Source organism: Pseudomonas sp. NPDC089547 (genome assembly GCF_050280665.1).
GTDB lineage: Bacteria > Pseudomonadota > Gammaproteobacteria > Pseudomonadales > Pseudomonadaceae > Aquipseudomonas.
Window position 1 is genome coordinate 1 of the sequence record NZ_JBNNVS010000017.1, and the last position, 13,696, is coordinate 13,696.

13 protein-coding genes are annotated in these 13,696 nt (G+C 63.4%); 9 read left to right on the forward strand and 4 right to left on the reverse strand.

Going from position 1 to position 13,696, the window contains the following annotated elements; translation table 11 throughout:
- On the forward strand, positions 1-294 hold a 294-nt coding region (locus ACQKPZ_RS13870; RefSeq protein WP_427538918.1), incomplete at its 5' end, for an aldehyde dehydrogenase family protein.
- Positions 295-425: 131 nt separating this feature from the next.
- On the forward strand, positions 426-1,565 hold the full coding sequence (locus ACQKPZ_RS13875; RefSeq protein WP_391130788.1) for an MFS transporter: 1,140 nt from the start codon (positions 426-428) through the stop codon (positions 1,563-1,565).
- A 119-nt stretch (positions 1,566-1,684) separates the two neighbouring features.
- Here the strand turns inward: ACQKPZ_RS13875 and ACQKPZ_RS13880 are convergent, their stop codons facing one another.
- Positions 1,685-3,241 (reverse strand): phospholipase D family protein, encoded by a 1,557-nt coding sequence (locus ACQKPZ_RS13880; protein WP_427538921.1) that lies wholly within the window; start codon positions 3,239-3,241, stop codon positions 1,685-1,687.
- Positions 3,242-3,301: 60 nt separating this feature from the next.
- Positions 3,302-4,732, reverse strand: a complete 1,431-nt coding sequence (locus ACQKPZ_RS13885) for a PLP-dependent aminotransferase family protein (RefSeq protein ID WP_427539101.1) — start codon at positions 4,730-4,732, stop codon at positions 3,302-3,304.
- Positions 4,733-4,910: 178 nt separating this feature from the next.
- On the opposite strand from ACQKPZ_RS13885, the gene ACQKPZ_RS13890 reads away from it, so the two are divergent.
- Positions 4,911-5,141, forward strand: a complete 231-nt coding sequence (locus tag ACQKPZ_RS13890) for a DUF1127 domain-containing protein (RefSeq protein ID WP_427538923.1) — start codon at positions 4,911-4,913, stop codon at positions 5,139-5,141.
- A 134-nt stretch (positions 5,142-5,275) separates the two neighbouring features.
- Here the strand turns inward: ACQKPZ_RS13890 and ACQKPZ_RS13895 are convergent, their stop codons facing one another.
- Positions 5,276-6,568, reverse strand: a complete 1,293-nt coding sequence (locus tag ACQKPZ_RS13895; protein WP_427538926.1) for an NAD(P)/FAD-dependent oxidoreductase — start codon at positions 6,566-6,568, stop codon at positions 5,276-5,278.
- A 259-nt stretch (positions 6,569-6,827) separates the two neighbouring features.
- Here ACQKPZ_RS13895 and ACQKPZ_RS13900 point away from each other — a divergent pair, with 259 nt between their 5' ends.
- Entirely contained in the window at positions 6,828-7,181 is a 354-nt protein-coding gene (locus tag ACQKPZ_RS13900) for a YkgJ family cysteine cluster protein (RefSeq protein WP_427538929.1), read from the forward strand.
- A gap of 2 nt (positions 7,182-7,183) precedes the next feature.
- Here the strand turns inward: ACQKPZ_RS13900 and dadR are convergent, their stop codons facing one another.
- A complete protein-coding gene (dadR, locus tag ACQKPZ_RS13905; RefSeq protein ID WP_003258963.1) occupies positions 7,184-7,672 on the reverse strand; it encodes a transcriptional regulator DadR in 489 nt (162 codons plus the stop codon).
- Positions 7,673-7,828: 156 nt separating this feature from the next.
- Here dadR and dadA point away from each other — a divergent pair, with 156 nt between their 5' ends.
- From dadA to ACQKPZ_RS13930, 5 genes are all read left to right on the forward strand, one after another.
- On the forward strand, positions 7,829-9,133 hold the full coding sequence (dadA, locus tag ACQKPZ_RS13910; RefSeq protein ID WP_427538932.1) for a D-amino acid dehydrogenase: 1,305 nt from the start codon (positions 7,829-7,831) through the stop codon (positions 9,131-9,133).
- Positions 9,134-9,277: 144 nt separating this feature from the next.
- Complete coding sequence (alr, locus tag ACQKPZ_RS13915; protein ID WP_427538935.1) at positions 9,278-10,351, forward strand: alanine racemase; 1,074 nt, start codon at positions 9,278-9,280, stop codon at positions 10,349-10,351.
- Between the two features lie 109 nt (positions 10,352-10,460).
- Complete coding sequence (locus ACQKPZ_RS13920; RefSeq protein ID WP_391130767.1) at positions 10,461-11,009, forward strand: cupin domain-containing protein; 549 nt, start codon at positions 10,461-10,463, stop codon at positions 11,007-11,009.
- A gap of 154 nt (positions 11,010-11,163) precedes the next feature.
- Positions 11,164-11,568 (forward strand): c-type cytochrome, encoded by a 405-nt coding sequence (locus ACQKPZ_RS13925; protein ID WP_427539104.1) that lies wholly within the window; start codon positions 11,164-11,166, stop codon positions 11,566-11,568.
- Positions 11,569-11,793: 225 nt separating this feature from the next.
- Positions 11,794-13,653 (forward strand): acetyl-CoA hydrolase/transferase C-terminal domain-containing protein, encoded by a 1,860-nt coding sequence (locus tag ACQKPZ_RS13930; RefSeq protein WP_427538938.1) that lies wholly within the window; start codon positions 11,794-11,796, stop codon positions 13,651-13,653.
- Positions 13,654-13,696 lie beyond the last annotated feature (43 nt).

The following is a 13,696-nucleotide window of genomic DNA, read 5'->3' on the forward strand; positions in this document are numbered from 1 at the left end:
GAGATCTTCGGCCCAGTGCTGTCGGTGATCGCCTTCGACACCGCCGAAGAAGCCATCGCCATTGCCAACGACACGCCGTATGGCCTGGCCGCTGGTATCTGGACGTCGGACATTTCCAAGGCCCACAAGACCGCCCGTGCCGTGCGCGCGGGCAGCGTCTGGGTCAACCAGTACGACGGCGGCGACATGACCGCGCCGTTCGGTGGCTTCAAGCAGTCGGGCAACGGCCGTGACAAGTCGCTGCATGCACTGGAGAAGTACACTGAGCTGAAGGCGACCTGGATCAAGCTGTAATCTGCTAGGGCCTTTTCGCGGGTAAACCCGCTCCCACAGGTACAACACCGCTCTGAAGAGTGGTGTTGTACCTGTGGGAGCGGGTTTACCCGCGAATGGGCCATGGAAAATTCTTGGCCTGGGAGGCTGCAATGCGTTGGGGTACATACTTCGCCGTACTGGCATCGGTGCTCAGTGTCGGGCTGGCGCTGGGTGTGAGCATGCCGCTGGTATCCCTGCGCCTGGAAGCCTGGGGCTACGGCAGTTTCGCCATCGGCGTAATGGCCGCGATGCCTGCGCTGGGTGTGCTGGCCGGTGCCAGCCTGGCCAGCCGCCTGGCCGGTTGGGTCGGCGTGCCCTCGGCCATGCGCATTTGCCTGTGGGGCGGGGCACTGTCGATCGGCCTGGTTGCGCTGCTGCCCAGTTATCCCCTGTGGCTGCTGTTGCGGCTGATGATAGGCATGTCCCTGACCGTGGTATTCATCCTCGGCGAAAGCTGGATCAACCAACTGGTGGTCGAGCAATGGCGTGGCCGCCTGGTGGCGCTGTACGGCAGCAGCTACGCGTTGAGCCAGCTGGCGGGGCCGCTGGTGCTGGGCTTTCTCGGTTCCGATGACGACTTCGGTTTCTGGGCCGCGACCGGCCTGTTGCTGCTCGCGCCGCTGGTGCTGCTGGGGCGTGGTGGGGCACCGAGTACCGAAGCCTGCAGCGTTACCTTCCGCGACCTGTTTGCCTTCTGCCGAAGGTTACCGGTGATTGCCTGGGCGATTGCCCTGTTTGCCTCGTTCGAGGCAATGATCCTTACCCTGCTGCCGGTGTATTGCCTGCAGCAAGGCTTTACCACGGAAATCGCCCTGTTCATGGTCAGTACCGTGGTGGTCGGCGATGCTGTGTTGCAGCTGCCCATCGGTGCGCTGGCCGACCATATGTCGCGCAAGGCGTTGTTCACCGGTTGTGCAGTGACGCTGCTGGTGTCCAGCCTGGCGATTCCGCTGTTACTGCATACGCCGGTAATCTGGCCGTTGTGGGTGTTGTTCGGGGCGAGTGCTGGCGGCCTGTTTACCTTGTCGCTGGTGTTGATCGGCGAGCGCTACCGCGATGACGAGCTGGTGCGGGCCAATGCCCATGTGGCGCAACTGTGGGGTATTGGTTGCCTGCTCGGGCCGTTGTTGGCAGGGGCCGGGAGCCAGTGGATCAGTGGGCATGCGTTGCTGTTGCTGATGGCTGCAGGGGCTGCGGGGTTGGTGGTGTTGACCCAGCGGCGCGGGGCCTTCGAGGCTGTGTCCGCCTGATCGATATTGGGGCCGCTTTGCGGCCCATCGCGACGCAAGGCCGCTCCTACAGGGGTGCGCGATCCTTGTAGGAGCGGCCTTGTGTCGCGATGGGCTGCAGAGCAGCCCCAAAATTGCCGCTACAACATCTTCTCCAAGCCAACCGCCTTGCTGATCCAGGCATTGAACCTGCGCCACATCCCACCCGGCTCGGAAGTCAGCACGTGCCGCTGCCCATTGTCTTCGGTCGCCCATACCAGTTTGTCACCCACCAGTTTCACCTGGTAACTCAATGCAGGCGCCATACCCTGCTGGGCCAGTTCACGGGTGTATTCGGCCAGCTCCGGGCTGTCCACCAGCACCCCGACCTCGGTGTTCCACAGCACTGAGCGTGGGTCGAAGTTGAACGAGCCGATGAAGGTTTTGCGCCGGTCGAACACGATCGCCTTGGTGTGCAGGCTCGAATCCGAGCTGCTGCCGTGCAGGCTGAGGCGTGTGTGCACCGGCGCGCCCGGTTGGCGGCGCAATTCGAACAGCTGCACGCCATGCTCAAGCAAGGCCCGCCGATAGGGCGCATAGCCACCATGCACCGCGGGCACGTCGGTGGCCTCCAGCGAGTTGGTCAGCAGCCTCACCGACGCACCGGCGTCGGCGCGGCCGGTGAGGTAAAGCAGGCCCGGCTCGCCCGGCACGAAGTAGGCCGACATCAGGATCAACTCGCGGTGCACGTTGGCCAGGTCCGGCGCCAGTTGCTGGCTTAGCAGCAGTTGCGGGTCTGGCTCATCGTCGGCCAATACCTTGCTTGGTGCATCCCACAACGCCTGGGCGTGCGCCCAGATCAGCTCATTGCGCCACACATCCAGGCGTGGCTGCGACTGGTAGGCCATCAGGCGGTCGTACAGGGCCTTGCGCTGGGTCCTGGCTTCGGCCAGCGACACTTCCAGGCGATGGCGGCTGGCACGCAGGTCGTCGGCATTCGGGTCACGCCAGAGAAAGTCGGTAATCGGCCGGCTGAGGGCGCTGTTCCAGTACTGGTCGAAACTGTGCCCCAGTTGTTCAGCCACCGGGCCAACGCCCAGCAGGTCGATATCGGTGAAGTTGAGGTTGGGTTCGGCATCGAAATACTCGTCGCCAAGGTTGCGCCCGCCGACGATCGCCATGCTGTTGTCCACCAGAAACAGCTTGTTGTGCATGCGCCGGTGCTGGCGCGACAGGTTGAACAACCGGCCCACGGCGCGCGTTACGCCTGTGCTGCGGCCCAGGTGCAGCGGGTTGAACACACGGATCTGGATGTTCGGGTGCGCGTCGAGGGTACCCATGATGGTATCCAGGCCGTCGCTGGTGGTGTCGTCGAGCAGGATGCGCACACGTACGCCACGGTCGGCGGCGCGCAGCAATTCGTGCACCAGGGCGCGGGTGCTGAGGCCGTCGTGGACGATGTAGTACTGCAGGTCGATGCTCGCCTGGGCGTTGCGGATCAGCTCGGCACGGGCGCGAAAGGCCTCGTTGCTGTTGGGCAACAGGCGAAAGCCGGAGCGGCCGCCGTAAGGGGCAGCCTGACGCAGCACCGAGCGGCCAAAGGCCGAGTCATTGGCGGGCAGTGCCTGGCTGGTTTCGCGGGGCGCACTGACGCTGGCGCAGCCTGTGAGGCCGAGCAGCAGCACCAGCAGCAGAGGCAAGGCTCGCTGGGGTCTCAAAGGTGGATCGTCCTGTGCAGCAAGGGCTTTAGTGGTTCGACCGTGGCAGGCGGCGCAAAGTTACGCGTCGGCGCTTTCTTCATCCAGTAGACGAAGGGCGGTTTCACCAACCTTGCGCACGGCGGCCTCGATCTGCGGCGTCGGCCGCGCGGCGAAATTCATGCGCAGGCAGTGCCGAAACTTGCCCGAGGCCGAGAAGATGCTGCCCACGGCAACCTGTACGCCTTGCTCCAGTAAAGCCCGATTCAGGCGCAGCGTATCGAAATGTTCGGGTAATTCCACCCACAACATGAAGCCACCCTGGGGGCGGCTGACCCGGGTGCCCGGTGGAAAGTAGCGGGTTACCCATTCGCTCATCAGGTCTCGGCCACGTTGGTACTGGCTGCGCATGCGCCGCACGTGGGGTTGGTAGTGCCCCGCGGCGATGAAGTCGGCGATGGCCAACTGCGGCTGGCAGGCGGTGCTGCCGGTGCTGATGTATTTCATGTGCAGCACCCGCTCCAGGTAGCGCCCGGGCGCCACCCAGCCTACCCGCAGGCCGGGGGCGAGGGTTTTGGAAAACGAACTGCAGAACAGCACGCGACCATCGTCGTCGAACGACTTGACCGTACGCGGACGCGGGTAGGTATAGGCCAGGTCGCCGTACACATCGTCCTCCAGAATCGCCACGTCGTAGCGCTGTGCGAGGCTCAGCAGGGCCTTCTTGCGCGCCTCGGGCATGATGTAGCCAAGCGGGTTATTGCAGCTGGGGGTGATCTGGATGAGCTTGATAGGCCACTGCTCCAAGGCCAGCTCCAGTGCCTCCAGGCTGATGCCGGTCACCGGGTCGGTGGGGATTTCCAGCGCCTTCATGCCCAGGCCCTTCAGGGTTTGCATGGCACCGTGGAAGCTGGGGGAGTCGACCGCGACGATGTCGCCTGGCTCGCATACCGCACGAATGCTGCACGACAGCGCCTCGTGGCAGCCGGTGGTTACGACCAGATCTGCCGGGCTCAGGCGGCAGCCAGAGTCGAGCATCAGGCGCGCAACCTGCTCACGCAGGGCCAGGTTGCCGTGAATGTTGTCGTAATACAGGCCTGGCATATCCTGCCGCCGGCTCAACTGAGCGAGGCTGCGTAGCAACGGCTTGAGGGTAGGGCTATCGATGTCGGGCATACCGCGGCCGAGTTGGACCACGTCCTTGCGCGGGGTGCTGCGTACCAGCTCCAGCACTTGCTCCCATTGCGAGATATCCACCGGGCGCTGGGCCGGGCGGCTGACGGCGGGCAGCGCCGGGAGGAGGCGGTGGTCGCTGACGAAGTAGCCGGACTTGGGCCGTGGCGAGACCATGCCGCTGTCTTCCAGCATGCGGTAGGCCTGCTGCACGGTGCTCAGGCTGACACCGTGCTCCATGCTAAGGGCGCGTACCGATGGCAGGCGTTGGCCGGGGCGGTACAGGCCCTGTTCGATGCGGGCGCCAAGCAGTTCAGCGAGGTTCAGGTAGAGGGTCACGGCATACTCCTGCGCTGCATTGGCATAGCGACCGGTACAGTTCAGTTGAAAATACAGCATTCAGTCGATCTTCAGCCAATTCTGTATGGGAATAAAAAGGCTGTATTGGATCTGTATTGCCGGTGTTGCCGACGCGCATGCTTTCTCCACGGTATCAACTGAGTGGGAGATAGCAGTGATGGGTGGCATGAGCGATGTGCGTTTGCAACTGATGGCCAAAGAACTGGACGCCGGGCATCAGACCAAGGTTTTCAATGCGCCGGCGGGGCTGGGGCGTTGGGGGCTGATGCTGCATCGCTGGCACACCCGCAGGGCGCTGCTGCAGTTGACCAATGACGAGTTGCGCGATGTAGGGTTGAGCTGGGAGCAGGCGCGTACAGAAGGGCAGAAACCCTTCTGGAAGGACTGAAGCTCACCCCGGTTTTGAAGCCTGTACGGTCACTGTGGGAGCGGGCGTGCCCGCGAAACAGGCGATGCGGTGGCTGGCACCGGCTTTGCCGGTGTTCGCGGGCATGCCCGCTCCCACAGGGCGGGCGCGGTGGTTCAGACCAGCTCTTTCAGACGATGCCAGAGCATCCCCAACGCCAGCAGCGGCGAGCGCAGGTGCTTGCCGCCGGGGAAGGTGATATGCGGCACCTTGGCGAACAGGTCGAAGCGCCCGCTTTCCTGGCCGCTGATGGCTTCGCCCAGCAGACGCGCCGCCAAATGGGTGGCGTTGAGCCCGTGGCCCGAATAGGCCTGGGCGTAATACACGTTCGGCTGGCTGGCCAGGCGGCCGACCTGTGGCAAGCGGTTGGCGCCGATGCCGATCATGCCACCCCACTGGTAGTCGATTCGCACGTCGGCCAGTTCCGGGAACACCTTGAGCATCTTCGGCCGCATGTAGGCAGCAATGTCCTTGGGGTCGCGGCCCGAGTAATGGCAGGCACCGCCGAACAGCAGGCGGTGGTCGGCGGACAGGCGGTAGTAATCCAGCGCCACGCGCTGGTCACACACCGCCATGTTCTGCGGCAATACCGCGCGAGCGCGTTCTTCGCCCAGCGGCTCGGTGGCAATGATGTAGCTACCGGCCGGCAGCACCTTGCCGCCCAGCTCGCGGTTGAGGCCGTTGAGGTAGGCGTTGCAGCAAAGCACCAGGGTTTTCGCACGTACCTGGCCTTGGGCGGTATGCACCTGTACTTCAGGGCCGTAGTCGATGCGCGTGACTTCGGACTGCTCGAAGAGCTTCACCCCCAGCCGCGCGGCGACGGCGGCTTCACCCAGGGCGAGGTTAAGTGGGTGCAGGTGGCCGGAGCCCATGTCGACCAGCCCGCCCACATAGCAGTCGGCACCGACCACGCTGTGGATATCATCCTTGCCGACCAAACGCAGTTCATGCGCGTAGCCCAGGCTACGCAGTTCTTCGGCGTCTTCGGCAAAACCCTGCAATTCGGCGGGTTTGTTGGCCAGGTCGCAGTAGCCCCAGGTCAGGTCACAGGCGATGGCGTGCTTTTCGACCCGCTCGCGCACGATCTGCACGGCCTCCAGGCCCATCAGCTTCAGGCTGCGCACACCGTCCTCGCCGATCACCGGCAGGAACTGTTCAAGCCCATGGCCGACGCCGCGGATCAACTGCCCGCCATTGCGGCCACTGGCGCCCCAGCCCAGTTTGCGGGCTTCCAGCAGGATGACCGAGAAGCCGCGTTCGGCCAGTTCGATGGCGGTGTTCAAGCCCGAGTAGCCGCCGCCGACGATGCATACATCGGCGCTGTGTTCGCCTTGCAGGAAGGAGTAGTCGGGGTGAGGCGCGCTGCTGGCGGCGTAGTAGGAGGCGACGTGCTGCGCGCTGTGGATCATGGGCTCGGTCCTGAGGCTGGTGGGCTAGGGGAGGAGGATAAGCCGGGCCTTTGGGGTGGGCAACCGCCTGGCCTGGTTAACGCGGTCACCTGTAGGAGCGGCCTTGCGTCGCGACAGGGCCGCGTAGCGGCCCCCGGCAATATCTGCGGCGAAGCTAAAAATTTGGGGGCGCTACGCACCCCTTTCGCGACACAAGGCCGCTCCTACAAAGAGCGCGTAAGCCTATAATTCGGGCTGGTTTCCAAATTTGTATTCAGCCATGTCCTGCAACCGCCACAAGATCCAGTTCCTGCGCGAACTCATCCCCTCGTTCGAGTGCGAGCCCGGCTGCCACGATTGCTGCGGCCCGGTCACCACCTCGGCGGAAGAAATGGCCCGCCTGCCACGCAAGTCCCAGGCCGAGCAGGACGCCGCCCTGGAGAACCTGGATTGTGTGCACCTGGGCCCCAACGGCTGTACGGTCTACGAAGAACGCCCGATGATCTGCCGCCTGTTCGGCACCACGCCGCGCATGGCTTGCCCACGCGGCCGTGGCCCTGAACCGATGATCGACCCTGCTGCCGAGCAGCTGGTGCACCAGTTCATTGCCACCACCCGCCAGGTGCTGGTCTAGCTTCAGTCCGGGATCGGTAGGCAAAGGCTCTCCTTCACCTCCTCCATCACGATGTAGCTCTTCGATTCGCGCACGTGCGGCAGCTTCAGCAGGATGTCGCCAAGCAGCTTTCGGTACGAGGCCATCTCGGAAATACGCGCTTTCACCAGGTAGTCGAAGTCACCTGAAACCAGGTGGCATTCCAGCACGTGGGGCAGCTTCAGCACCGCACGGCGGAACTCTTCGAAGGTGTCGCCCGACTTGTAGTCCAGGCTGATTTCCACGAACACCAGCAGGCTGCCCTTGAGGTGCTGCGGGTTCAGGCGGGCGTTATAGCCCATGATGATGCCCTCGCGCTCCAGGCGGCGAACCCGCTCGGTGCAAGGGGTGGTGGACAGCCCAACTTTCTCGCCCAGTTCGGTGAAGGAAATACGCCCGTCATTCTGCAGGATACGCAGGATGTTGCGGTCGATCTTGTCCAGTTCACGCTTACTCTGGTGCTGGGTTCTCATAGGGGATGCCCCTCCGTGAAAGGCGATTTTGCCGAGAATTCTCGCCAATAATAGGCTTTTATATAGTGAATTGCACTGGTCTCAAATTCCTATACTGCGCCCATTCATGCCATTTCAATAAAAGTCTGCGGCGTGCCGCGTGTGAGGGATATAACGATGCGAGTTCTGGTACTTGGTAGCGGCGTAATCGGAACCGCCAGTGCCTACTACCTGGCCCGGCAAGGTTTCGAAGTCACGGTGGTCGACCGCCAGCCAGCGGTGGCCATGGAAACCAGTTTTGCCAACGCCGGTCAGATCTCGCCCGGCTATGCCTCGCCCTGGGCCGCCCCAGGCGTGCCACTGAAGGCCGTCAAATGGCTGCTGGAGCGCCACGCCCCGCTGGCCATCAAACTCACCGGCGACGTTGACCAGTACCTGTGGATGGCACAGATGCTGCGCAACTGCACTGCCAGCCGTTACGCGGTGAACAAGGAGCGCATGGTGCGCCTGTCCGAGTACAGCCGTGACTGCCTCGACGAACTGCGCGCCGAAACCGGCATCAACTACGAAAACCGCAGCCTGGGTACTACCCAGCTGTTCCGTACCCAGGCCCAGGTAGATGCTGCGGCCAAGGACATTGCCGTACTCGAACAGTCCGGCGTGCCTTACGAGCTGCTCGACCGTGATGGCATTGCCCGCGTCGAACCGGCCCTGGCTGGCGTGAAAGACATCCTGGCTGGCGCCCTGCGCTTGCCTAACGATCAAACTGGCGATTGCCAGCTGTTCACCACCAAACTTGCCGACATGGCGCTGAAGCTGGGCGTGGAATTCCGTTTCGGCCAGGACATCCAGCGCCTGGACTTCGCTGGTGACCGCATCAATGGTGTGTGGATCGACGGCAAGCTGGAAACCGCCGACCGCTACGTGCTGGCGCTGGGCAGCTATTCGCCACAGATGCTTAAGCCGCTGGGCATCAAGGCCCCGGTGTATCCGTTGAAAGGCTACTCGCTGACCGTGCCGATTACCAACGGCGACATGGCCCCGACCTCGACCATTCTCGACGAAACCTACAAGGTTGCGATCACCCGTTTCGACAACCGCATCCGTGTAGGCGGCATGGCTGAAATTGCCGGTTTTGACCTGTCGCTGAACCCGCGCCGGCGCGAAACGCTGGAGATGATCGTCAACGACCTTTATCCTCGCGGCGGTGACCTGAGCCAGGCCAGCTTCTGGACCGGCTTGCGCCCGGCAACCCCGGACGGTACGCCGATCGTGGGTGCCACTAAGTTCCGCAACCTGTTCCTGAACACCGGTCACGGTACTTTGGGCTGGACCATGGCGTGTGGCTCCGGCCGCCTGCTGGCTGACCTGATTGCGCGCAAGAAGCCGCAGATCAGCGCCGAAGGCCTGGACATTTCCCGGTATGGCAACAGCCCGGAAGTGGCCAAGCACGGGCAGACTGCGCCGGCTCACCAGCAGTAATAGCCTGTGCTGGCCCTTTCGCGGGCTCGCCCGCTCCCACAGGAACACCACAGCTGTTGAAAGTTGTGCAGTACCTGTGGGAGCGGGCAAGCCCGCGAAGAATCCCACACCGATTTCAACCCGAACCACCATAAGGCAGCCGCCATGCGTCCCGCCCGCGCCCTGATCGACCTCCAGGCCCTGCGCCACAACTACCGTCTGGCCCGTGAACTGACCGGTGCCAAAGCCCTCGCCGTGATCAAGGCCGACGCCTATGGCCATGGTGCTGTGCGCTGCGCCCTGGCCCTGGAGGCCGAAGCCAACGGCTTTGCCGTAGCCTGCATCGAAGAGGCGCTGGAGCTGCGCGCCGCCGGTATCAAGGCCCCGGTGTTGCTGCTGGAAGGCTTTTTCGAAGCCAGCGAACTGGCGCTGATCGCCGGGCACGACCTGTGGTGCGTGGTGCATTCGCTGTGGCAGCTGGAAGCGATTGAAAAGACCCATGTACACAAGCCGCTCACCGTCTGGTTGAAGCTCGACAGCGGCATGCACCGCGTCGGCCTGCACCCCAAGGATTATCACGATGCCTACCAGCGCCTGCTGGCCAGCGGCAAGGTGGCGCGCATCGTATTGATGAGCCACTTTGCCCGCGCCGACGAACTGGATGCCGACGCCACCGCCCAGCAGATCGCCGTGTTCGAGGCCGCCCGCCAGGGCTTGGCCGCCGAGTGCAGCCTGCGCAACTCGCCCGGCGTGCTGGGCTGGCCACAAGCGGCTGGCGACTGGGTGCGCCCAGGCCTGATGCTGTACGGCGCATCGCCGTTCGAAGTGGCCCAGGCCCAGGCCGAACGCTTGCAACCGGTCATGACCCTGCAATCGCGAGTCATCAGCGTACGCGAGCTGCCTGCCGGCGAGCCGGTGGGTTACGGCGCCAAGTTCGTCAGCCCGCGGCCAACCCGCGTAGGCGTGGTCGCCATGGGCTATGCAGATGGTTACCCGCGTCAGGCGCCCAACGGCACCCCGGTGCTGGTCGCCGGCCAGCGCACCCAGCTGATTGGCCGTGTATCGATGGACATGCTCAGCATCGACCTCACCGACGTGCCGCATGCCACTGTCGGCAGCCCGGTGGAGCTGTGGGGCAAGCAGGTGCTGGCCAGCGAAGTGGCCGCGCACGCTGGCACCATTCCGTACCAGATCTTCTGCAACCTGAAGCGCGTACCGCGGGACTACATCGGCGAATGACACGCTGAAGCGGACAGGTTGAAGGGCGGTGTGTTGTAAATACTGAACGGCATTGCCATGATATCGTTCACATCCACCCCCCTTTCCACCGTTTCAGGAGGCTCCAGCTTTGGACGTCGGCGAACGACTGCAAGCCATCCGCAAGCTCAAGGGCCTGTCCCAGCGTGAACTCGCCAAGCGTGCCGGGGTGACCAACAGCACCATCTCGATGATCGAGAAGAACAGTGTGAGCCCGTCGATCAGCTCGCTGCGCAAGGTGCTGAGCGGCATTCCCATGTCCATGGTCGAGTTCTTTTCGGTGGAGCTGGAGGCTGAAAGCCCTGCGCAAATCGTTTACAAGGCTCACGAGCTGATTGATATCTCGGACGGTGCGGTGACCATGAAGCTGGTTGGCAAGTCGCACCCCAACCGTGCCATCGCGTTTCTCACCGAGGTGTACCCGCCAGGTGCCGACACCGGTGCCGAGATGCTTACCCACGACGGTGAAGAAACCGGCATCCTGCTGGAAGGTCGCCTGGAGCTGGTGGTCGGTAACGAGATCTTCATCCTCGAAGAAGGCGACAGTTACTACTTCGAAAGCACGCGCCCGCACCGCTTTCGCAACCCGTTCAACCAGCCCGCCCGCCTGATCAGTGCGGCCACGCCTTCAAACTTTTGATCCAGCGCAGTGCATTGATTCGGCAATACCCCTTTCGCTTGTAGGGTCGTTTCACGGCCTCTGGGTTCCCGCTATACTTTTCAACGCTCGCCGTTCCGTGGCCGCGAGCGTGATTAGCCACCATGAGGGTGTTCGCGTGAACCAAATCAAGAAGATGCTGGCCGTACCAGCAGCCGTATTCGCCCTCTGGGCAATGAGCGCAACCGCTGCGACCAATGACGACATCGCCAAGCGCCTGGAGCCGGTTGGCCAGGTGTGCGTCCAGGGCCAGGAATGCAAAGGCATGGAAGTGGTTGCAAGTGCCGGTGGCGGGGGCGCGAAAACGCCGGACGAGATCATCGCCAAGCACTGTAACGCATGCCATGGCAGCGGCCTGCTCGGCGCACCGAAAATTGGCGATAAAGACGCGTGGAAAGAGCGCGCCGACCACCAGGGCGGCCTGGACGGCATCCTGGCCAAGGCCATTACCGGCATCAACGCCATGCCGCCGAAGGGCACCTGCGCAGACTGCTCGGATGACGACCTGAAAGGGGCGATCAAGAAAATGTCCGGGCTGTGAGCCGCAGCTGAATTGCATGAGGCCCGCCATTGATGGCGGGCTTTGTTTTTGTGGCGCCTGTACTGGCCCTTTCGCGGGCTCGCCCGCTCCCACAGGATCACCACCGCCCTTAGCCCTGTGAAATACCTGTGGGAGCGGGCGAGCCCGCGAAGAGGCCGGTACAGGCAACCAAATACTCCAGGCCCATGTCCAACCCCTGAACCCACGGATGTCTCAGGAGGCCCCATGCACCTCTGCTCCATAGACCAGGCTATCGAGCAAGTCCTGACCCGCCTGCCAGCCCACATCCACATGGGCCTGCCGCTGGGCCTGGGCAAGCCCAATGCCTTCGTCAACGCCCTCTACGCCCGTGTGCGCGAGCTGCCCGAACGGCAGCTGACCATCTACACGGCCCTGTCCCTCGGCCGCCCACCACTGGGCGATGGCCTGCAACGGCGCTTTCTCGAACCCTTCATCGAGCGCGTGTTCGCCGACTACGAAGAACTCACCTACCTCGCCGACCTGCGCAACGACAACCTACCGCCCAACATCCGCGTCGAGCAGTTCTTCATGCAGCCCGGCAGCCTGTTGCACAGCGAATCGGCCCAGCAGGACTATGTCAGCAGCAACTACAGCCATGCCGCACGTGATATCAACGCAAAGGGTTTGAACCTGATTGCCCAGCTCGTAGCCGCGACCCCCGAGAAACCCGTCCACCTCAGCCTGGCCTGCAACCCGGATATCACGCTCGACCTTTTGCCGATGATCGCCAAGCGTCGTGCGGCTGGCGAAACGATCCTCATGCTCGGCCAGGTGCATGCCGAGCTGCCGTACATGCCAGGCGATGCTGAGCTGCCCATCGATGCCTTCGACCTGCTGCTCGATGAAGCCGAGCAACGCCGGCTGTTCTCCACGCCGAACATGCCGGTCGGCATCCAGGACCACTGCATCGGCCTGCACGCCAGCAGCCTGGTGCGCGACGGTGGCACGTTGCAGATTGGTATTGGTGCCATGGGCGATGCGGTCGCCGCGGCATTGCTGGCGCGCCAAGGCGACAACGCGGGCTACCGTGCGGTACTCGACGCGCTCGGTGTCGGCCCATGGCAGGCGCTGATCGAGCGGGAAGGGGGCCTGGATACCTTCGCCCAAGGCCTGTACGGCTGCAGCGAGATGTTCGTCAATGGCTTGTTGGTGCTGGCCGAAGCCGGGTTGCTGCGACGCCCGGCGGACGAGCAGGGCGCGTTGTTGCATGGCGGCTTCTTCCTCGGCCCGCAGGCGTTTTACCAGCGCCTGCGCGACATGCCGCTGGAACAGCGCGCGCAGTTCGTCATGACCCGCATCAGTTTTATAAACGAGCTGTACGGGCAGGAGGAAATCAAGCGCCGCCAGCGTCGCGATGCGCGCTTCATCAACACTGCGTTCGGCATGACCCTGCTGGGTGCCGGGGTGGCCGACCAGCTGGAAGACGGCCGGGTGCTTAGCGGCGTGGGCGGGCAGTACAACTTTGTTGCCCAGGGCCATGCGCTGGAGGGCGGGCGTTCGATCCTGCTGTTGCGCAGCTGGCGTGAGGCGGGCGGGGAAGTGACCTCAAACCTGTTCTGGACCTATGGCCACTGCACAATCCCCCGGCACCTTCGCGATATCGTGGTGACGGAATACGGCATTGCTGATTTGCGTGGGCAGACCGACAGCGAGGTGATTGCGCGGTTGTTGGCTGTTTGTGATTCACGGTTCCAGCAGGGGCTGATCGAGCAGGCCAAGCGCGCTGGGAAGCTGGCCAGGGATTTTCAGCTGGATGCGCGTTTTACCGACAATACGCCGCAGCGGCTGGAGGCAGTCAGGGCGCAGCATGCACGGCTATTCCCGGAGTATCCGATGGGGACGGACTTTACGGCTGAAGAACGGGACTTGTTGCGGGCGTTGAACTGGTTGAAGAGCAAGTTCAAGCTCAGCGAGGTGCTGGAACTGGGCAAGGCAGCGCTGGATGCGCCAGGGCCGGAGGGGTATGAGCGGCATCTGGAGCGGATGGGGCTGGATGCTCCGCAGGGGTTGAAGGAAGAACTTTATCAGCGGCTGTTGCTGGCGGGGTTGGCGGCGACCAGATAAAGAGAGTTGCGGCCATTCGCGGGCACGCCCGCTCCCACAGGGA

Excerpts from the sequence above, each read along its gene's own strand:
- ACQKPZ_RS13875 (WP_391130788.1), top strand. The coding sequence starts at position 426 with ATGCGTTGGGGTACATACTTCGCCGTACTGGCATCGGTGCTCAGTGTC.
- ACQKPZ_RS13890 (WP_427538923.1), top strand. The coding sequence starts at position 4,911 with ATGGGTGGCATGAGCGATGTGCGTTTGCAACTGATGGCCAAAGAACTG.
- ACQKPZ_RS13895 (WP_427538926.1), bottom strand. The coding sequence starts at position 6,568 with ATGATCCACAGCGCGCAGCACGTCGCCTCCTACTACGCCGCCAGCAGC.
- ACQKPZ_RS13900 (WP_427538929.1), top strand. The coding sequence starts at position 6,828 with ATGTCCTGCAACCGCCACAAGATCCAGTTCCTGCGCGAACTCATCCCC.
- dadR (WP_003258963.1), bottom strand. The coding sequence starts at position 7,672 with ATGAGAACCCAGCACCAGAGTAAGCGTGAACTGGACAAGATCGACCGC.
- dadA (WP_427538932.1), top strand. The coding sequence starts at position 7,829 with ATGCGAGTTCTGGTACTTGGTAGCGGCGTAATCGGAACCGCCAGTGCC.
- alr (WP_427538935.1), top strand. The coding sequence starts at position 9,278 with ATGCGTCCCGCCCGCGCCCTGATCGACCTCCAGGCCCTGCGCCACAAC.
- ACQKPZ_RS13925 (WP_427539104.1), top strand. The coding sequence starts at position 11,164 with ATGCTGGCCGTACCAGCAGCCGTATTCGCCCTCTGGGCAATGAGCGCA.
- ACQKPZ_RS13930 (WP_427538938.1), top strand. The coding sequence starts at position 11,794 with ATGCACCTCTGCTCCATAGACCAGGCTATCGAGCAAGTCCTGACCCGC.